The sequence below is a fragment of the Cellulomonas sp. GbtcB1 genome, assembly GCF_019091725.1.
Lineage (GTDB): Bacteria > Actinomycetota > Actinomycetes > Actinomycetales > Cellulomonadaceae > Cellulomonas.
The window spans coordinates 1-18,878 of record NZ_JAGXJG010000044.1 but is presented as its reverse complement, the minus strand read 5'-3'; the positions used below and the strand labels follow the sequence as shown (position 1 = coordinate 18,878).

The following is an 18,878-nucleotide window of genomic DNA, read 5'->3' as shown; positions in this document are numbered from 1 at the left end:
CCGGGGCGGGCGGGCCGCGTCGTCCCTGACACGTCACCCGTTCGGTCCCTGCCACGTCACTTTCCCGCCGGCCGGACGTCACCTGTCCGCCCCGCGGACTTCACCCGGACGACCGCTCCAGCCCTCGGGGGTCGTCGCCGATACGACGAACATGACGCATGCCCGAGCCACCGCCGAGGACCGCGAGTCCTACTGGCGCTCGGAGCTGGACCGCGTCGACCGGCTGTGCGACGCGGCCCCCGCGCTGTGCGTCGCGGCTCTGCCCGCGCTGCTCGACGAGGCCCGCGCGGAGGGCGCCGTGGCCGTCGAGATCGAGCTCGAGTACAACGGCGGCTGGGCCCACCACCTGCTCGGCGAGGACCCGCTGGCGCTGCGGGCCATCGAGCACGCGCTGGAGCTCGCCACGACCCACGGGATGCGCGCGTGGGAGGGCCGGCTGCTGCAGGGGCTCGCGGCGGTCTACAACGGGTTCGGCGACAACCTGTCGGCCCTGGAGCTGCTGGACCGCTCGCTCGCCATCCGGCGCGAGCTCCACGACACCGAGGGCCTCGCCGCGGCGCTGAACAACCTCGCCGACACCTACATCTCGATGGGCCGGTTCCCGGAGAAGGCCCGCGAGCTGCTCGACGAGGCCGCGCGGCTGTGGCCCGAGCTGGACCGCCCGGACGGCACCTGCGCCACGCTGTCGGGCCTGGCGAAGCTCGACACCGACGAGAGCGAGGCCCTGCGCGCCACCGACCCCGTGCGCGCGCGGGCGCTCGCCGCCCGTGCGGTGCAGCTCGCGCTGCGCGGGCTCGAGGCGGCGCGCGGCGTCCCCGACGCCGACGGCGGCGACTCCGGCAACCCGCGCATGGCCGCCGAGGCCCAGGTGCGGCTGGCGCGCGCCCACATGGCCGGGGGCGACCTGGACGCCGCCGAAGCGGCGCTCACGGCGGTCGAGGCGGCGCTCCCCAGCGTCGCAGCTCGCTACCTGACGATCCGGTACCACGCGGCCCTCGGGCGGCTGCGCCGGCTGCGCGGCGACCACGCCGGCGCCGTCGCCACCCTGGCCGAGGGGCTGCTGCTGACCGAGCAGTCGCTGCGGCCGATGGAGCGCGCCGACGTGCTGCTCGAGCTCGTCCAGGTGCACGAGGACGCGGGCGACCTGCGCGCGGCCCTCGACACCCACCGCCGGTACCACGAGGCGGTCATGGCCCAGCGCGACCAGGCCGCCGAGCGCCGCGGCATCGTGGTCAACGCCCAGCTGGACGTCGAGCGGGTCCGGCAGGCGCGCGACCAGGCCCGCAAGCGCGCCGCCGAGCTCACCGCGCTCAACGAGACCCTGCAGCACGACGCCGCGCACGACCCGCTCACCGGCCTGCTGAACCGCCGCGGCCTCGACGCGGTCCTCGCCGCGCGGCTCGGGCGGGAGGCCGAGCTGGCCTACGTGGTGGCGGACATCGACCTGTTCAAGGCCGTCAACGACGAGCACTCGCACCCCGTCGGCGACGAGGTGCTCCGCCGCGTCGCGCAGATCATGACCAGCGCCGTCCGGGTCGGCGACGCCACGGCGCGCATCGGCGGCGAGGAGTTCACGCTCGTGCTGCTGGACTCCCCGCACGAGCAGGCGCTGGCCGTCTGCGAGCGGATCCGCGCGACGATCGCCGGCTACCCGTGGCACGAGCTGTCGCCCGGCCTGCGGGTCACGGTGAGCTTCGGGGGCGCGATGGCCGCGGACGGCGAGGCGCGCGACACCCTGGTGTCCCGGGCGGACGCGGCGCTCTACCGCGCGAAGCGCGAGGGGCGGAACCGGGTCGTGTTCGACGGCACGCCGTCCTCGCCCGCGGCGCTCCCCGTGCCCGTCCCGCGCACCGCCGGCGACCCGCGCGCGGCCGGCGGGCCGCGGACCCCGTCGGCCGGCACGGCCGCCGCCTGCCAGCCGAGCTGACGCCCGCTCCCGCGCCGGATCTCGCCGAGTCTCCGTCCCGCGCCTGTCGTGGTCGCCGCGCGCGCAGTGCGAAAGTGGAGACTCGGCGCCGGGCGTCGCGCGCGGTGCAGAGCGCAGCGCGCGCACGGGTCAGCGCAGGCGGGCCGCCCTCGCTGCGCGGAGCGCGGCGGTGACCGTCGTGGTCCAGCGCTCCGGGTCGCCCGCCAGAAGCCGGCCCGGCCCGAGCGGCGGGACCAGGGTGCGGCCCGCGACGCGCACGCCGTGCACGCCCCGTTGCACGGCGACGGTGCGGGTCGCGGTCAGCGCCAGCAGCCCCTCGCGGCCGTGCCGGTGCCCCCAGCCCGACGCCCCGCGGCCGCCCTGCGGCGCCGCCACCGAGCCCCAGGCCGCCTGGTAGCCGTCGTTGACGTTCACGCTGCCGGCGCGCAGCCGGGCCGCGAGCGCCGCACCCCGCCGGGTCGACCGGGTCCACACGGACGCGTTGAGGGCGTAGGCCGAGTCGTTCACCGCGGCCACCGCCTCGTCGTCCGAGGCCACCGGCGACAGCGCGACGACCGGCCCGAACGTCTCCTCGCGGAACGCCCGGGCGTGCGGGCCGACGCCCTCCAGGACCGTCGGCTCGTACACGTACGGCCCGAGGTCCGTGCGGTGCACGCCGCCGGCGAGCACGCGGGCGCCTCCGGACAGCGCGTCCTCCACGTGCTCGACGACGCGGGCCAGCTGCTCGGCCGAGGTGAGCGACCCGACGTCCGACCGGTGGTCGAGCCCGGTCCCGACGCGGAGCGCCCGGGTCCGGCGCGCGAACGCCGCGGCGAACGCGTCGTACACGTCCCGGTGCACGTACAGCCGCTCGACGGACACGCACAGCTGCCCCGTGCCGCCGAAGCAGGCGCGCACGGCACCCTCGGCGGCGACCTCGACGTCCACGTCCTCGGCGACGTACATCGCGTTCTTGCCGCCGAGCTCCAACGTGCTCGGCACCAGCCGCTCCCCCGCCCGCGCGGCGACGACCCGGCCGGTCTCCGTCGACCCGGTGAACACGACGTGGTCCACGTGGTCCACGACCGCCGCCCCGACCGTCGGGCCGTCGCCCAGCACGACCTGCACCAGCCCCGGCGGCATCCCGGCGTCCTCGAGCAGCTCCACCGCCCACAGCGCCGTCAACGGGGTCTGCGGGTCCGGCCGCAGCAGCACCGCGTCCCCGGCCGCGAGCGCCGGGAGCACGTCGCCGAGCGTCAGGCTCAGCGGGTAGTTCCACGGCGCGACGACCCCGACGACCCCGACCGGGTCGTGCACGACGCGCACCGACGTGAGCCCCGGCACCAGCCCTGGGCGCCGCTCGGGCGCGAGCGTCCGCGGCGCGGTCCGGCCGAGGTGCCGCGCGAGCAGCGCGACGTCGACGACCTCCTCGTACGCGGCCCCGCGCGCCTTGCCGTTCTCGAGCTGGACCAGGTCGAGCACGTCGCTCTGCCGCTGGAGCAGCAGGTCGTGCACGCGCAGCAGCAGCCGCGCGCGGTCCCGGGCGGGGACGGCGGCCCACCGGCGCTGGGCGGCCCGGGCCGCGCGCGCCGCCCGGGCCACGTCGTCCGGCGTCGACTGCGGGAGCGTGGCGAGCGGCGCCCGGGTCCACGGCGCGTGGTGCGTGCGCGTGCCCGCCGCGGACGAGCTCGCGACCCGGTCCGCCAGGTCGCGCAGGTCGTCCGGTTCCAGGACGAACGTGGCCAGGGGGTCGGTCTCCGGGTCGAGGACGCCGTGCTCGGGCACCATGCGGCCAGGCTACGCGCCGCGCCGGGGCAGGTCCCGGACCCGGCGCCCGGTCACGGCGCCCCGGGTCGCGGCGCCACGGCGCGTCAGCCCTGCGCCGCCTGCTCCGCCGCCCACGCCGCCACGCGGCGCGCCGACTCCTCGGGCGACAGGTCCTCGACCCGGGCCATCACGGTCCACCGCACGCCGAACGGGTCGGTGATCGAGCCGTACCGGTCGCCGGACACGAACGTCGTCACGGGCTCGCGCAGCGTCGCACCGGCGGCGACGGCGCGCTCGACGGTGGCGTCGACGTCCCGGACGTGCACGGCGAGCGAGTAGGTCGCGGCGTCGGGGTCGGGGGTGGTGATGCCGTAGGCGGGCATCGGGTCGCCCAGCGTGAAGCGGCCGTTCCCGAGGTCGAGCGACGCCTCGCCCACCAGGTCGCCCATCCGGAACACGTCGACGACCCGGGCGCCGAGCACCCGCTCGTAGAATCCGATGGCCTCGGCGGCCGGGTGCACGACGAGGTGCGGGGTCAGCGACGTGATCCCGTGCGGCACGCCGTCGGTGGTGTGCGCGCCGGTCGCGGGGGCGGTGGCGGTCGTGGGTGCGGTGCTCTCGGTCATGCGTCGAGCCTCGCCCGCCCGGGACGCGGGGTCTTGTACGAACGGGACAGGAGGGCGGCGCGTGGTCGAGTCGGCGGGGCACCTCAACCCGGGCGACCCCGAGGTCGCGTTCTCGCGGTTCGTCCTCACCGAGCCCCAGGCCGCGCTCGACGACCTCGTCCGGCACGTCTGGGTGGCGCGCTGGGACGTCCCGCCCGGCGAGGTGCGGACGCAGCGGGTGCTCACCTACCCCGCCGCGAACGCGGTGCTCCAGCCGGCGGGCGCGACCCTGCACGGCCCGTCCCGGGTGCTCACCACGCAGGACCTCGCAGGCCGGTCGTGGGTGGTCGGCGTGCTGCTCCGGCCGGCCGCGACCCGCGCGCTGACGACGACGGAGCCCGCCCGCCTGGTCGGGCGCTGGGAGCCGCTGCCGGGCGCGCCCCTGCCGGCGGTCGCCGCCGCGATGGCGCACGTCCCGGACGCGGCCGACGCCGCCGTCGCCGCGCTGCTGCGCGCCTGGCTCGCCCCGGCCGCCGCCCGGGTGGACGACGCCGGCCGCCTCGCGAACACGGCGTGCCGGGTCGCCGAGGAGCGCGCCGACGTGCTGCGGGTCGCCGACCTGGCCGACCTGCTCGGGACGACGACGCGCACGCTCAGCAGGGTCGTCCGCCAGCACACCGGGCTGACGCCAAAGTGGCTGATCGAGTGCCGGCGGCTGCAGGCCGCGGCGACGACGCTGTTCGCCGACCCCGGCACGGACCTCGCGGGCCTCGCGGCGGACCTCGGGTACACGGACCAGGCGCACTTCACGCGCCGGTACCGGGCGGTGGTCGGCGAGACCCCGGCCCGGACGCGGCGGCACGCCCCGGCGGCCGCCTGAACCGGCCGCCGGGTCCCGGTCTCACACCCCGAGCGTCGCCCGCGCCTCCGGGTCGAGCAGCCCCGCCACCGCCGCGCGCCCCGCGGCCGGGTCGGCCGCCGCGAGCGCGGCGCCCGCCATCGCCCGGCACGTATCGAGCGTGTGCCGGCGCAGCGCGAACCGGACCGCGGGCAGCGCGGCGGGCGACATGGACAGGCTGGTGACGCCGAGCCCCGTGAGCACGAGCGCCATCAGCGGGTCGGACGCGGACTCGCCGCACACCCCGACCGGGCGCTCCTTCGCCGCCCCCGCCCGGGCGGTCGCCGCGACGAGCTCCAGGACGGCCGGCTGCCAGGCGTCGAGCAGGTCGACGAGCTCGCCCCGCAGCCGGTCGGCGGCCATCGTGTACTGCGCCAGGTCGTTGGTGCCGAGCGAGACGAAGTCGACCTCGTCGAGCACCGCGGCGGCGCGCAGCGCGGCGGCGGGCACCTCGACCATGACGCCGGCGGTGCGCAGGCCCGCGGCGTGCACGGCGTCCGCGAACGCCCGTGACTCCGCCGGGGTGGCGATCATCGGCGCCATCACCCACGGCTGGGTCCCGGTCTCCTCACCGGACCGCGCCAGCGCGGTCAGCTGGTCGGTGAGCAGCCCGGGCGCGGACCGGACGAGCCGGTAGCCGCGCACGCCGAGCGCCGGGTTCTCCTCCGCGTGCAGGTTGGCGAACGCGAGCGGCTTGTCGGCGCCCGCGTCGAGGGTCCGGACGACGACCTTGCGGTCCGGGCCGAGCGCGCGGAGCACCCGCGCGTACGCGGCGGCCTGCTCGTCGACCGTCGGCGCCTGCTGCCGGCCGAGGAACAGCACCTCGGTGCGGAACAGCCCGACGCCCTCGACGGCGGCGCCGACGAGCTTCTCGGCGTCCTCGGCGGTGCCGATGTTGGCGAGCAGCTGCACCCGGTGCCCGTCGGCCGTGCCGCCCGGGTCGGTGTCGGACTCCAGCGCGCGCTCGGCGGCGGCGCGGGCCTCCAGCGCGTCGCGGTCGTCCGCGGACGGCTCGACCAGGACGGTCCCGCCCGCCGCGTCCACGCCGACCACGACGCCGTCCGCGAGCGCCGACGCGCCCGTGGTGCGGACGACGCACGGGATGCCGTTCTGCCCGGCGATGATCGCGGTGTGCCCGGTCGGGCCGCCCTCCTCGGTGACGAGGGCCAGCACGCGCTCCAGGTCGAGCGCGGCGGTGTCGGCGGGCGCGAGGTCGAGGGCGACGACCACGGACGGCTCGCGGAGCTCGGGCACCCCGGGCGCCGGCAGCCCGGCGAGCCGGGAGACGACCCGGTCCCGGACGCTGCGCAGGTCGGTGACCCGCTCGGCGAGGTAGCCGCCCGCCTGCTCGAACATCGCGGCGAAGGTGCCGACCACGGCGTCGATCGCCGCGACCGGGGGCTCACCGCCGCGGACCCGGCCGAGCACCTGGTCCCGCAGGGCGGGGTCGTCGGCCATCATCGCGGTCGCGCCCAGCACCTCGGCGACCGTGCCGGTGGCGCGGGACGCCTGCTCGCGCAGCCCGTCGCCGACGGCCGCGAAGGCGGCGGCGACGGCGTCGGGCAGCTCGTCGGCGGGCACCGGCGCGCCGTCCCGGAGCACCGGGGCGTCGCCGGGCACGGCCGGGGCGGGGCGCACCCGCACCACCGGGCCGACGGCGACGCGGCGGCCGACCCCCACCCCCTGCAGCACCGTCCCGGCGGCGGGCGGTGCGGTCGTCTCGGTTCGCGTGTCGGTCATGGTGCGAGCGTCTCCCCGTCGAGATCGGTCTGTGAAGGGGCGGAGGTCCCGCCCGTGCGTCCCCGGGCCGCGGCGGGCCCGGGGACACCAGGATGCCGTCAGGCGACGGCGGGCTGGGCGGTGGTCGGCGCGGTCGCGGCGGCCGCGGCGTCGGCCTCCCGCTCGGCCTCGACCAGCGGGCTCGGTCGCAGCCCCTTGAGCACGACCACGATGCCCGCGGTCACCACCATGCCGACCGCGACCGCCAGGAGGAACCCGAGCGCGTTCGAGATGAGCGGCAGCACCCAGATGCCGCCGTGCGGCGCCCGCAGCCCCGAGCCGACGGCCATCGTGATCGCGCCGGCGGCGCTGGACCCGACGACCGAGGACACGATGACCCGCCACGGGTCGGCCGCGGCGAACGGGATCGCGCCCTCGGAGATGAACGACAGCCCGAGCAGCCAGGCGGCCTTGCCGTTCTCCCGCTCGGCGTGCGTGAACAGCGCCTTGCGGACGACGGTCGCCAGGGCCATCGCCAGCGGGGCGACCATGCCGGCCGCCATCACGGCCGCCATGATCCGGTACTGCACGGCGTCCCCGGTCAGCCCCTCGGTCGCCAGGCCGGTCACCGCGAAGGTGTACGCGACCTTGTTGATCGGGCCGCCGAGGTCGAAGCCCATCATCGCGCCGAGCAGCGCGCCCATGAGCACGAGGTTCGACCCGGACAGGCCGTTGAGCCAGTTCGTCAGCCCGTCCATCACGTTCGCGATCGGCCGCCCGATGACCACGAACATGAGGAAGCCGGTGACCAGCGAGGACAGCAGCGGCGTCACCACGACCGGCATCACGCCGCGCACGCCCTTCGGCACCCGCCACCGGCTGATCCACAGCGCGAGGAACCCGCCGACGAACCCGGTGACCAGGCCGCCGAGGAAGCCCGCGCCGATCACCACGGAGATCGCGCCGCCGACGAAGCCGGGCACCAGGCCGGGCCGGTCGGCGATCGCGTACGCGATGAACCCCGACAGCACCGCCACGAGGAACCCGAAGGCGGCGGCGCCGGTCTGGTAGAGCAGCACCGCCCAGTCCTGGCCGGACGTGATGCTGAACGAGGTGATCAGGTCCTGGACCGGGACGGCGGTCACCGCGACCGGCCCCTCGTTCCCGGGCCACGCCGCCTGCGCGATCATGAAGCCGAGGGCGATGAGGATCCCGCCGGCGGCGACGAACGGGATCATGTACGACACGCCCGTCATCAGCCACTGCCTGATGCGGGTGCCGACGCCGGCGTTCGGGTCGACCTTGACCGCGGGGCGCGGGGCCCCGCCGGCGGTGGGTGCGGCGCCCGCCGCGGCGGCGTCCGCCGCGGGCACGCCCGCCTCGACCGCCGCGACGGCCTGGGCGAGCACGCCGTTCGGGTCGTGCACCGCCTTCTTCACGCCGACGTCGACGAACGGCTTGCCGGCGAACCGGTCCTTCGCCTGGACCTCGAGGTCCGCGGCGTAGATCACGCCGTCGGCGGCGGCGATGATCGCGGGGTCCAGCGGGGTCGAGCCCGCGGCGCCCTGCGTCTCGACGTGCACCTCGTGGCCGGCCGCCTTGCCCGCCTGCTCGAGGGCCTCCGCGGCCATGTACGTGTGGGCGATCCCCGTGGGGCACGAGGACACGGCGACGAACTTCATGACGGCACCACCTCTCGCTGGACGATGTCGGCCACCGTCGCCGCGTCGGGCGCGTCGAGCAGCGACTGCCGGAACGACTCGTGCACCAGCCGGCGGGCGAGCGCGGCCAGGATCTGCAGGTGGTCGGCGTCCCCGCCCGCGGGCGCGGCGATGAGGAACACCAGGCGCGCGGGACCGTCCGGGGCACCCCAGTCGACGGGCTCCCGCAGCTTGCCGACCGCGAGGCTCGGGGCGGACACGTGCTCGGACCGGGCGTGCGGCAGGCCGACTCCGCCGGGCATGCCGGTGGCCATCTGCGCCTCGCGGGCTCGGACGTCGGCGTGGAAGCCCTCGGCGTCGGTGACCCGGCCCGCGGCGGCGAGCAGGGCGATGAGCTGGCGGGTCGCGTCGTCGCGGTCGGCCGCGGCCAGGTCGACGCCGACCAGGTCGGCGGAGGTCAGGGGCAGGCTCATGGTCAGAGCTCCTTCAGCGCGAGGGCGGGGTCGGGGTCGGCCACCAGGGCGACCTCGTCGGGTCGGACGTCGGACGGGCGCGGGACGGCGCTGCCCGGGAGCAGGACGGCGGCGCGGCCCCAGGCGACCGCGCGGCGCAGCCGGTCCGGGGGCGCGCCGTCGGCCGCGAGGTAGCCGGCGAGGGTCGAGTCCCCCGCGCCGACCGTCGACACGGGGACCAGGCCCGGGCCGCCGGCCCACCAGGAGCCCCCGTCCGCGACCAGGAGCGCGCCGTGCGCGCCGAGGCTGACGAGCACGGCGGCGGTGCCGACGGCCTGGACCGCGCGGGCGGCCGCGAGGACGTCGCCGACGGTCACCAGCTCGTGGCCCGCGAGCTCGGCGAGCTCCTCGTCGTTGGGCTTCACCAGCGCGAGGCCGCCGTGCCGGACGGCGGTGGCGAACGGGGCGCCCGAGGTGTCCAGCACGACCGGGACGCCGTGCCGCGCACCCAGGTCGGCGACGGCGGTGAAGAAGTCGTCGCCCAGCCCGGCCGGCAGGCTGCCCGCCGCGACCACGGCGGTCGCCCCGGCGAGCTCGGACTCCACCGCGGCGAGCAGCGCCGCGACCTCGTCCGGGGTCAGGGCGGCGCCCGGGGCGTTGATCTTGGTCGTCGCGCCGCTCGACTCGGTGAGCGTGATGTTGGACCGGGTGTCGCCGGCGACCGGCACCGGCCGTGCGTCGACGCCCTGCGCGGCCAGCAGCGCGACGACCTGCGCGCCGTCCGGCCCGCCGGACGGCAGGACCGCGCGGGACGCGACGCCGTGCGCGGCGAGCGCGCGGGACACGTTGATGCCCTTGCCCCCGGGGTGCAGGTGGGTGGCCGCGGCGCGGTTCACCTCGCCGACCGCCAGCCGCTCGAGGTGCAGCGCGCGGTCCAGGCTCGGGTTCGGGGTCAGCGTCACGACGCGCGGCGCGCCCGCGGCGGTCATGCGCGCACCACCCGCGTGCCGGCGGCCTCGACCTCGTCCGCGAGCTCGGGCATCACCCCGGAGTCGGTGACGAGCGTGTCGACCTGCTCGAGCGACGCCACGTGCGCGAAGTCGGCACGGCCGAGCTTGGTGTGGTCGGCCAGCACGACCGTGCGCCGCGCCGCCGTCACCAGCGCCCGCTTGACGGCGGCCTCCGCGAGGTCCGGCGTGGTCAGGCCGTGCTCGACGCTCAGGCCGTTGGTGCCGAGGAACGCCGTGTCCACGTGGATGTCCGCGAGCTCCCGCAGCGCCCAGGTGCCGACCGCCGCGAGCGTCCGGCCGCGGACGGTGCCGCCCACCAGGTGCAGCGTGATGCCGGGCCGGGTCGCGAGCACCGTGGCGACCGGGAGCGCGTGCGTGACGACGGTGAGCTCGCGGTCGGTCGGCAGCAGCTCCGCCAGCCGGACCGTCGTGGTGCCCGCGTCGAGGATGATCGCGCCGCCGGCCGGCAGCTCCTCCAGCGCGGCCTTGGCGATCCGGTCCTTCTCCCCCGACAGCAGGCCCTCGCGCTGCGCCAGGCCGGGCTCGAAGCCGAGCTGCTCGACCGGGATCGCGCCGCCGTGCACCCGGCGGACCAGGCCGTGCCGCTCCAGGACGGTGAGGTCGCGGCGGACGGTCTCCGGCGTGACGTCGAGGGTGGTCGCGAGCGAGGCGACGTCCACGCGCCCGTCCCGTCGCGCGGCCGCCAGGATCTGCTGCTGGCGCTCCGTTGCGTACACGTCGCCTCCGTCGGGTCCGGGTCGTCTGCACAGCCGACCCGGGCGCCGAGGGAGGCCCGGCGCTGGGCGGCTGCGCGATCCAGCATGCCGCAGCCGGACACGGAAACGCAAGCAATCAAACCGACTCGGACTCAAACGCGAACGAAACGGGCATCCGCCCACGCCCGCTTCACCAGGGACGGCAGAGGGCCGCGGCTCCCCCTCGGGGAGCCGCGGCCCTCGGCGCGCGCGGGTGCCGGCGTCAGCGCGGCTGGTACGGGGAGACCACGATCTCCACGCGCTGGAACTCCTTGACGTCCGAGTACCCGGTCGTCGCCATCGCCCGGCGCAGCGCGCCGATGAGGTTGAGCGAGCCGTCCGCGGTGTGGCCCGGGCCGAACAGCACCTGCTCCAGCGTGCCCGCCTGACCGACCTGCACCCGCTCGCCGCGCGGCAGGTGCGGGTGGTGCGCCTCCGGGCCCCAGTGCCAGCCGCCGCCGGGGGCGTCGGTCGCGCGCGCCAGCGCGGCGCCGAGCATGACCGCGTCCGCGCCGCAGGCGATCGCCTTGACCAGGTCGCCCGAGCGCCCCACGCCGCCGTCGGCGATGACGTGCACGTACCGGCCGCCCGACTCGTCGAGGTAGTCCCGGCGCGCGGCCGCGACGTCCGCGACCGCGGTCGCCATCGGTGCGTGGATGCCCAGCGACACCCGGGTGGTGTGCGCCGCGCCGCCGCCGAACCCGACGAGCACGCCCGCCGCGCCCGTGCGCATGAGGTGCAGCGCCGCGGTGTAGGTGGACGCGCCGCCGACGATCACGGGCACGTCGAGCTCGTAGATGAACCGCTTGAGGTTGAGCGGCTCCGCGCGGCCGGACACGTGCTCGGCCGACACCGTGGTGCCACGGATGACGAACAGGTCGACGCCCGCGTCGACGACGTCCTTCCAGAACTCCTGCGTGCGCTGCGGCGACAGCGCGCCGGCGACCGTCACGCCCGCGTCGCGGACCTCGCCGACCCGGCGGCGGATCAGCTCGGGCTGGATCGGGGCGGAGTAGATCTCCTGCATCCGGGCGGTCGCCTCGCCGGCCGGCAGCTCGGCGATCTGGGCCAGCAGCGGCTCCGGGTCCTCGTACCGGGTCCACAGTCCCTCGAGGTCGAGCACGCCCAGGCCGCCCGCGCGGCCCAGCGCGACCGCGGTCGCGGGGCTCATCACGGAGTCCATCGGCGCCGCCAGCACCGGCAGGTCGAAGTGGTACGCGTCGATCTGCCAGCCGACGGACACCTCCTCGGGGTCCCGGGTGCGCCGGGAGGGCACCACGGCGACGTCGTCGAAGGAGAATGCGCGCCGTCCCCGCTTGCCGCGGCCGATCTCGATCTCGTTGCTCACCGGGACAGGCTACCGGCGCGGGCGCACGACGCGGGCCCCGCCGCGGCGCGCGACGGGGCCCGGGTGGGTGGTGCGGCTCAGCCCGCGACCGCGTCCACGACGGCCGCGCTGAACGCCGGCAGGTCGTCGGGGTTGCGGGAGGTGATGAGCGTGGCGCCGGCGGCCTGCGACACGACGACCTCCTGGTCGACCCAGGTGGCGCCGGCGTTCCGGAGGTCGGTGGCGAGGCTCGGGTACGAGGTGAGCGTGACGCCGTCCACGACGCCGGCCTCGATGAGGGTCCAGGGGCCGTGGCAGATCGCGGCGACGGGCTTGCCAGCACCGAGGACGGCCTTCACGAGCGCCTGCGCGTCCTCCTGGGTGCGGAGGGTGTCGGCGTTCACCGTGCCGCCGGGGATGACGAGCGCGTCGACGTCGTCCGCGGACACCTGGTCGAGCGTGCGGTCGACGGGGTACTCGCCGCCCGGGTCGAGGTCGTTGTTCACCGCGCGGACGGTGCCGGCCTCGGCGGACACGAGGACGGGGGTGCCGCCCTCGTCGGCGACGGCCTTCCAGGGCGTGGTGAGCTCGGGCTCCTCGATGCCCTTCGAGCTGGTGAGGAACGCGACGGTGCGGCCGGTCAGGCGGGCCATGACGACTCCTTTCCGTGGGGCTCCCCGCGGTCCGCGGGGTCTGCCTCCACCCTCACCCGGACGGGCGCCGGTCGCATCCGGGCCGGGCCACACGCCGCGCGGGGTCCCCGGGAGCGTCGGTGGCCGGTGCGATGCTGGCCGCGCAGGAAGGAGAGGGAGACGCATGACCTGGACCGACGGGCCACTGCTGGGGTTCGACACCGAGACCACCGGCGTGGACACCGACCACGACCGCATCGTGACGGCCGCGCTCGTCCGGCGGGACCGTGACGGCACCCACGTGCGCACCTGGCTCGTCGACCCCGGCGTCGAGATCCCCGAGGGCGCCAGCGCGATCCACGGCATCAGCACCGAGCACGCCCGCGCGCACGGCGTCGAGCCGCGCGGGGCGCTGGACGAGATCGCCGCCGCCATCGCCGAGGCCGTCCGCGAGGGCGTGCCGGTCGTGGCCTACAACGCCTCCTTCGACCTGTGCCTGCTCGAGGCCGAGCTCCGCCGGCACGGCCTGCCGACCGTCGAGGACCGCCTCGACGGCGAGCTGCGCCCGGTCATCGACCCGCTCGTCCTCGACCGCGCCGAGGACCGGTACCGGTCCGGCAAGCGCAAGCTCGTGGACCTGTGCGGCGTCTACCAGGTGGTGGACACCGGCAGCCTGCACACCGCCGACGTGGACGTGGTGGCGACCCTCGACGTGCTGGAGCGGATCGTCGGGCGGTTCCCGCACCTGGGCGACCTCGACCTGGTCTCGCTGCACGACTACCAGGTGACCGCGCACCGGGCGTGGGCCGAGGCGTTCAACGCCTGGCGCGCCGAGCGCGGGCACACCGGCCCCGGCGCGGAGTCGACGTGGCCGAGCCGCGCGGCGTCGCGGGCGGCCGCCGCCGCGGGGGCGCCGGGGACGGGCGCTCCGCTCGAGCCGCTGCCGGCTCCGGCGCCCGGAGCCGTCGCCGCCGCGCCGGCCGCCGTCGCGCGCGTCGCCGCTCCCGTCGCCGCCGCGCCGGCACCGAACCTCGCCGCGCGGGTCACCGGCCGGATCGCCACCCAGCCCGCGCTCCCCGTCCGCGTGACGCCGGAGCCGGTCGCCATCCGGCACGACCCGGCCCGCGACCGCCGGTTCGCCGGTCGCCCGATCCAGGACACGCTGATCGCCTGACCTGCGCCGTTCGCCCGTGCGCAACGCCGCCCATGAGGTCGGGCTCCACGCGACCGCGCGCCGCGCACACGATCTCCCCATCCGACGCCGTGCCGATATCTCATCCATGAGTTAACGTCGTCGTCGTGACCCTGACCAACCCGACGACCGGAGCCGTCCCCACGGTGACCTCGTCCATCCCCGTCGTCACCCCCACCCTCCCCGAGCAGCTGGCCCACGTGGGCTCGCTCGTCCGGTCCGCGCGCCGCCACCGCGGCCTGACGCAGACCCAGCTCGCCGAGCTCCTCGGCACCAGCCAGTCCGCCGTGCACCGCATCGAGCAGGGCGCGCAGAACCTCAGCCTCGACATGCTGACCCGGATCGGCGCCGCGCTCGACTCCCCGATCGTCACGCTCGGCGGCCCGCAGCACACCCACCTGCGCGTGCGGGGCGGCGCCCAGCTGTCCGGCCGGCTCGACGTGAACACGTCGAAGAACGGCGCGGTCGCCCTGCTCTGCGCCTCGCTGCTCAACCGCGGCACCACGCGGCTCAAGAACGTCGCGCGGATCGTCGAGGTCGACCGGATCGTCGACGTGCTGCGGTCCGTCGGCGTCCGCGCCACCTGGTCCGCCGACGGCCGCGACCTGGAGATCGTCGTGCCGAAGGACCTCGACCTCGAGGCCATCGACGTCGACGCCGCCCGCCGCACCCGGTCGATCATCATGTTCTTCGGCCCGCTCCTGGGCCAGCAGGACGAGTTCCGGCTCCCCTACGCGGGCGGCTGCGACCTCGGCTCCCGCACGGTCGAGCCGCACATGATCGCGCTGCGCCCGTTCGGCCTGTCCGTCACCGCGAGCGGCGGCCGCTACCTCGCCCGCGTCACCGACCCCGGCACCGAGAACCTGTCGATCGTGCTCACCGAGCGCGGCGACACCGTGACCGAGAACGCGCTGATGGCGGCGGCCCGGCGCCCGGGCGTCACCACCATCCGCAACGCCAGCCCGAACTACATGGTCCAGGACCTGTGCTTCTACCTGGAGCTGCTGGGCGTCCGGGTCGAGGGCATCGGCACCACGACGCTGCGGGTGCACGGCAAGGCCGACATCGACGCCGACGTGGAGTACGCCGTGTCCGAGGACCCGGTCGAGGCGATGAGCCTGCTGACCGCGGGCATCGTCACCGGCTCCGAGATCACCGTCGGCCGGGTGCCGATCGAGTTCATGGAGATCGAGCTCGCGACCCTGTCCGAGATGGGCCAGCGCTACACGCTGTCCGAGGAGTACACCGCGCACAACGGCCGCACCCGGCTCGTCGACATCACGGTGCACCCGAGCGAGCTGCGCGCGCCGCTGGACAAGATCCACCCGATGCCGTTCCCCGGCCTCAACATCGACAACCTGCCGTTCTTCGCGGTGATCGCCGCGTGCGCGACCGGGTCGACGCTGGTGCACGACTGGGTCTACGAGGGCCGGGCGATCCACCTGACCGACCTCACCCGGCTCGGCGCCGACGTCCGGCTGCTCGACGCGCACCGGCTGCAGGTGTCCGGCCCGACCCGCTGGTCGGGCGCCGAGGTGTCCTGCCCGCCGGCGCTGCGCCCCGCGGTCGTCATCCTGCTCGCCATGCTGGCGGCGAAGGGCGAGAGCGTGCTGCGCAACGTCGACATCATCGCCCGCGGGTACGAGGGGCTGCAGGAGCGGCTCGTCGAGCTGGGCGCGCAGATCGAGACGTTCCGGGACTGACGCCCGACACGCAGAAGGGGCCGGGTGCGATCCGCACCCGGCCCCTTCTGCGTGTCTCAGCGCACCGTGTAGTTCGGCGACTCCGAGATCATCTGCACGTCGTGCGGGTGCGACTCCTTGAGCCCCGCCGGCGTGATCCGGACGAACTTCCCGCGCTGCTGCAGCTGCGGGATCGTGCGAGCGCCGACGTAGAACATCGACTGGTGCAGGCCGCCGACCAGCTGGTGCGCCACCGCCGCGAGCGGGCCGCGGTACGGGACCTGGCCCTCGATGCCCTCGGTGATGATCTCGTCGTCGGTCAGGTCGCCCTGGAAGTACCGGTCCTTGGAGTACGACCGGCGGTCGCCGCGGCTCTGCATCGCGCCCAGCGACGCCATGCCGCGGTAGCGCTTGAACTGCTTGCCGTTGACGAACACCAGGTCGCCCGGCGACTCGTCGCAGCCGGCGATGAGGCCGCCGACCATGACGCTGTCCGCGCCGGCCACGAGGGCCTTCGCGATGTCGCCGGAGTACTGCAGGCCGCCGTCCGCGATGACCGGGACGCCCGCGGGCTTCGCGGCCAGCGAGGCCTCGTAGACCGCGGTGACCTGCGGGACGCCGACGCCGGCGACCACGCGGGTGGTGCAGATCGAGCCCGGGCCGACGCCGACCTTGACCGCGTCCACACCCGCGTCGACCAGCGCCTGCGCGCCCTCGCGGGTCGCGATGTTGCCGCCGATGACCTGGACGTGCTTCGTGCCCGGGTCGGACTTGATCCGGCGGACCATGTCGAGCATGAGCCGGGCGTGTCCGTTCGCGGTGTCGACGACGAGCGCGTCCACGCCCGCCTCGACCAGCGCGGACACGCGGTCCCAGGCGTCCCCGAAGAAGCCGACGGCCGCGGCGACGACCAGGCGGCCGCTCGCGTCCTTCGTGGCCATCGGGTACTGCTCGGACTTCACGAAGTCCTTGACGGTGATGAGGCCCTGCAGGCGGCCGTCCGCGTCGACCAGCGGCAGCTTCTCGACCTTGTGCTTGCCGAGCAGCGCCGCGGCGTCGTCGTTCGAGATGCCGACCGGTCCGGTGATCAGCGGCATCGACGTCATCGTGTCGCGGACCCGGCGGGTGGTGAACTCGGCCGGCGGCACGAACCGCAGGTCGCGGTTCGTGATGATGCCCAGCAGGCGGCGGTCGTCGTCCACGACCGGCAGGCCGGACACGCGGTACTTCGCGCAGAGCGCGTCGAGCTCGGCCAGCGTCGCGTCGGGGCCCACGGTCACGGGGTCGGACACCATGCCGGACTCGGAGCGCTTCACCAGGTCGACCTGGTGGGCCTGCGCCTCGATCGAGAGGTTCCGGTGCAGCACGCCGATGCCGCCCTGGCGGGCCAGGGCGATCGCCATGCGCGACTCGGTGACGGTGTCCATCGCGGCGGACACGAGCGGGATCGACAGGGAGATCTCACGCGTGAGCCGGGTCGTGGTGTCGACCTCGCTCGGGATGACGTCCGTCTCGCCCGGGAGCAGCAGGACGTCGTCGTAGGTGAGACCGATGAAGCCGAACGGGTCGGCGGGAGCGGCGGATCCAGGGGTGCCCAGGTCGGTCATCCCCCGATGATACGGCCGCCGGTCGGAGGACCCGGCCGCCGTCCGGGGTGACCTGCGCGACGCCGGGCGCGCGCGGACGGCCCGTCCGGGGGGCGCCCGCATCGGTCCTCAGCGGATGAGGCCCTTGCGCAGCCCGATGGCCACCGCCTGTGCGCGGTCGGCGGCGCCGAGCTTGCGGAACAGCCGGCGGGCGTGGGTCTTGATCGTGTCCTCGGACAGGAACAGCTCCTGGCCGATCTGCGCGTTCGACCGGCCGTTGCTCATGCCGACCAGCACCTCGACCTCGCGCTTCGTGAGCGAGACCTCGTCACGGCCGGTGGACTGCGCGGGCAACTCCACCCGGGCGACCACCGGGGTCGGGGCGCTCGCGACGGCGCCGTGGGCGTGCGCGGCGGCCAGCCCGTCGTGCGGCACCGCGCCGGGCGCGCCGGGGACGCCCGGGCTCGCCAGGATGTGCGCCGCGACCGCGGCGAGCTCCGCCCGGCCGACGTCGGGGGCCAGGTACCCGCGGGCGCCGAGCGCGATCGCCCGGTCCAGCGCGATCTCGTCGCCGGGCACCGCCAGCATCACGACGGTCGACTGCGACGGCACCGCGCGCAGCCGGCGGATCGCCTCCACGGGGCCCGGGGTCGGCAGGTGCGCGTCGAGCAGCACGATGGTCGGCGGCACGCGCCGCGCCAGCGTGACCAGCTCGTCCACGGACGCCGCCGCGCGCACCGGGGCCAGCGCGGGCACACCGAGTGCCGTCAGGACGATGCGCTCGCGCACCGCCGTCGATCCGTGGCACACCACGACGCCCGCCATCGACCTCCGCCTTCCGCCTGTGCCAGGACCCTGGCGGATCCGGCTTCCTTCCTGTATCGGCCGGATCCGGGCCGACGTTAGCGTCCAGGAAGAACCCAGGTGTCAGGCGGAGACGGCCAGCACCTCGTGGACCAGGCCCGGGACGGTCCGGACCCGGTGGACCTGGTGGCCCAGCGGGACCTCCCCGGCGGCCTCGTCCGGCACCATCACGAACACCGGCAGCTCGGCGTGCGCCTCCGCCACCGCGCCGACGAGGCCCAGGTCGGGGGCCGTCTGCTCGCTCAGCAGCACCACCGCCGACGGCGACGTCATGGCCGCGATCTCGAGCAGCCGGTGCCGCCCCGTGGGCCCCGCGACCACCCGTGCGTCGACGCCGGCGTCGGCGAGCGCGCCCGCGAGCACGTGCAGGGACAGCGGCCGAGGTTCACCCGGCGCCGCGAGCAGCAGGACGATCCGGCGGCGCGACGGGTGCCGCGGGACCCGGCCCGAGCGCTCCCGGAGCACCGCGAGGGCCGCGGCGACGACGAGCGCGTCGGGCTCGTCGCCCGGGCGGGCCAGGACCGTGCGCGACGCGATGCCGGACCGCGCGGGCGCGACCAGGTCGGACCACCAGCGCACCAGGTCGCCGCCGGCCGGGAGCGCGAGCAGCCGGGTCACCTCGGCGGCGTCGGCCCGGAGGGCGGCGTCGATCACGGAGGTCGGCGTGGCCGGGCGCGGCGGGCGGGCGGCGCGGGCGCCCGACGCGGTGGCCGCGCCGGACGGGGCGGCCGCGGCGCGCACGCTGCTGCGCGTACCGCACCGCCCCCTTGCCCGCGGTGTTCCCGATGTACCCGGTGCTCATCGGCTCGCTCCTTCCTGGAC

16 protein-coding genes are annotated in these 18,878 nt (G+C 76.2%); 4 read left to right on the top strand and 12 right to left on the bottom strand.

Going from position 1 to position 18,878, the window contains the following annotated elements:
* Window positions 1-151 precede the first annotated feature (151 nt).
* Window positions 152-1,927, top strand: a complete 1,776-nt coding sequence (locus KVT14_RS14815; RefSeq protein WP_217616372.1) for a tetratricopeptide repeat-containing diguanylate cyclase — start codon at window positions 152-154, stop codon at window positions 1,925-1,927.
* Between the two features lie 129 nt (window positions 1,928-2,056).
* Here the strand turns inward: KVT14_RS14815 and KVT14_RS14810 are convergent, their stop codons facing one another.
* Both KVT14_RS14810 and KVT14_RS14805 read right to left on the bottom strand, forming a co-directional pair.
* On the bottom strand, window positions 2,057-3,694 hold the full coding sequence (locus tag KVT14_RS14810; RefSeq protein ID WP_217616371.1) for a succinic semialdehyde dehydrogenase: 1,638 nt from the start codon (window positions 3,692-3,694) through the stop codon (window positions 2,057-2,059).
* Window positions 3,695-3,777: 83 nt separating this feature from the next.
* A complete protein-coding gene (locus tag KVT14_RS14805; protein WP_217616370.1) occupies window positions 3,778-4,299 on the bottom strand; it encodes a glyoxalase/bleomycin resistance/extradiol dioxygenase family protein in 522 nt (173 codons plus the stop codon).
* A 61-nt stretch (window positions 4,300-4,360) separates the two neighbouring features.
* Here KVT14_RS14805 and KVT14_RS23190 point away from each other — a divergent pair, with 61 nt between their 5' ends.
* Entirely contained in the window at window positions 4,361-5,158 is a 798-nt protein-coding gene (locus tag KVT14_RS23190; protein WP_308161092.1) for a helix-turn-helix domain-containing protein, read from the top strand.
* A gap of 21 nt (window positions 5,159-5,179) precedes the next feature.
* On the opposite strand, the gene ptsP is transcribed toward KVT14_RS23190, so the two are convergent.
* The 7 genes from ptsP to KVT14_RS14765 all read right to left on the bottom strand — a co-directional run bounded on the left by ptsP (window position 5,180) and on the right by KVT14_RS14765 (window position 12,753).
* The gene (gene ptsP, locus KVT14_RS14795; protein WP_217616368.1) at window positions 5,180-6,916 is read right to left on the bottom strand and encodes a phosphoenolpyruvate--protein phosphotransferase; all 1,737 of its coding nucleotides are present in this window, start codon (window positions 6,914-6,916) and stop codon (window positions 5,180-5,182) included.
* Between the two features lie 98 nt (window positions 6,917-7,014).
* Window positions 7,015-8,577 (bottom strand): PTS fructose transporter subunit IIC, encoded by a 1,563-nt coding sequence (locus KVT14_RS14790; RefSeq protein WP_217616367.1) that lies wholly within the window; start codon window positions 8,575-8,577, stop codon window positions 7,015-7,017.
* The gene (locus KVT14_RS14785) at window positions 8,574-9,029 is read right to left on the bottom strand and encodes a PTS sugar transporter subunit IIA (RefSeq protein WP_147794304.1); all 456 of its coding nucleotides are present in this window, start codon (window positions 9,027-9,029) and stop codon (window positions 8,574-8,576) included. Before KVT14_RS14785 ends, KVT14_RS14790 begins: the two co-directional genes overlap by 4 nt.
* A gap of 2 nt (window positions 9,030-9,031) precedes the next feature.
* Window positions 9,032-9,997, bottom strand: a complete 966-nt coding sequence (pfkB, locus tag KVT14_RS14780; RefSeq protein ID WP_217616366.1) for a 1-phosphofructokinase — start codon at window positions 9,995-9,997, stop codon at window positions 9,032-9,034.
* Window positions 9,994-10,755, bottom strand: a complete 762-nt coding sequence (locus KVT14_RS14775; protein WP_147794306.1) for a DeoR/GlpR family DNA-binding transcription regulator — start codon at window positions 10,753-10,755, stop codon at window positions 9,994-9,996. The genes pfkB and KVT14_RS14775 overlap by 4 nt, the downstream gene beginning before the upstream one ends.
* Window positions 10,756-10,996: 241 nt before the next feature.
* On the bottom strand, window positions 10,997-12,121 hold the full coding sequence (locus tag KVT14_RS14770) for a GuaB3 family IMP dehydrogenase-related protein (protein ID WP_217616365.1): 1,125 nt from the start codon (window positions 12,119-12,121) through the stop codon (window positions 10,997-10,999).
* 77 nt (window positions 12,122-12,198) lie between these two features.
* Complete coding sequence (locus KVT14_RS14765) at window positions 12,199-12,753, bottom strand: type 1 glutamine amidotransferase domain-containing protein (protein WP_217616364.1); 555 nt, start codon at window positions 12,751-12,753, stop codon at window positions 12,199-12,201.
* A gap of 163 nt (window positions 12,754-12,916) precedes the next feature.
* On the opposite strand from KVT14_RS14765, the gene KVT14_RS14760 reads away from it, so the two are divergent.
* Window positions 12,917-13,906: an exonuclease domain-containing protein gene (locus KVT14_RS14760; protein WP_217616363.1), complete on the top strand. Its 990-nt coding sequence runs from the start codon at window positions 12,917-12,919 to the stop codon at window positions 13,904-13,906.
* A gap of 164 nt (window positions 13,907-14,070) precedes the next feature.
* Window positions 14,071-15,627, top strand: coding sequence for a UDP-N-acetylglucosamine 1-carboxyvinyltransferase (locus tag KVT14_RS14755; protein ID WP_308161097.1), 1,557 nt, complete (start codon window positions 14,071-14,073; stop codon window positions 15,625-15,627).
* 56 nt (window positions 15,628-15,683) lie between these two features.
* Here the strand turns inward: KVT14_RS14755 and guaB are convergent, their stop codons facing one another.
* The 3 genes from guaB to KVT14_RS14740 all read right to left on the bottom strand — a co-directional run bounded on the left by guaB (window position 15,684) and on the right by KVT14_RS14740 (window position 18,797).
* Entirely contained in the window at window positions 15,684-17,213 is a 1,530-nt protein-coding gene (guaB, locus tag KVT14_RS14750) for an IMP dehydrogenase (protein ID WP_217616361.1), read from the bottom strand.
* 108 nt (window positions 17,214-17,321) lie between these two features.
* On the bottom strand, window positions 17,322-18,017 hold the full coding sequence (locus tag KVT14_RS14745) for a response regulator transcription factor (protein WP_217616360.1): 696 nt from the start codon (window positions 18,015-18,017) through the stop codon (window positions 17,322-17,324).
* A 102-nt stretch (window positions 18,018-18,119) separates the two neighbouring features.
* Window positions 18,120-18,797 carry a hypothetical protein gene (locus tag KVT14_RS14740; protein WP_217616359.1) on the bottom strand — a complete coding sequence of 226 codons (678 nt, stop codon included), beginning with the start codon at window positions 18,795-18,797 and terminating at the stop codon, window positions 18,120-18,122.
* Window positions 18,798-18,878 lie beyond the last annotated feature (81 nt).

Coding starts and splice junctions, on each gene's coding strand:
- KVT14_RS14815 (WP_217616372.1), top strand. CDS start 152: ATGACGCATGCCCGAGCCACCGCCGAGGACCGCGAGTCCTACTGGCGC.
- KVT14_RS14810 (WP_217616371.1), bottom strand. CDS start 3,694: ATGGTGCCCGAGCACGGCGTCCTCGACCCGGAGACCGACCCCCTGGCC.
- KVT14_RS14805 (WP_217616370.1), bottom strand. CDS start 4,299: ATGACCGAGAGCACCGCACCCACGACCGCCACCGCCCCCGCGACCGGC.
- ptsP (WP_217616368.1), bottom strand. CDS start 6,916: ATGACCGACACGCGAACCGAGACGACCGCACCGCCCGCCGCCGGGACG.
- KVT14_RS14790 (WP_217616367.1), bottom strand. CDS start 8,577: ATGAAGTTCGTCGCCGTGTCCTCGTGCCCCACGGGGATCGCCCACACG.
- KVT14_RS14785 (WP_147794304.1), bottom strand. CDS start 9,029: ATGAGCCTGCCCCTGACCTCCGCCGACCTGGTCGGCGTCGACCTGGCC.
- pfkB (WP_217616366.1), bottom strand. CDS start 9,997: ATGACCGCCGCGGGCGCGCCGCGCGTCGTGACGCTGACCCCGAACCCG.
- KVT14_RS14765 (WP_217616364.1), bottom strand. CDS start 12,753: ATGGCCCGCCTGACCGGCCGCACCGTCGCGTTCCTCACCAGCTCGAAG.
- KVT14_RS14760 (WP_217616363.1), top strand. CDS start 12,917: ATGACCTGGACCGACGGGCCACTGCTGGGGTTCGACACCGAGACCACC.
- guaB (WP_217616361.1), bottom strand. CDS start 17,213: ATGACCGACCTGGGCACCCCTGGATCCGCCGCTCCCGCCGACCCGTTC.
- KVT14_RS14745 (WP_217616360.1), bottom strand. CDS start 18,017: ATGGCGGGCGTCGTGGTGTGCCACGGATCGACGGCGGTGCGCGAGCGC.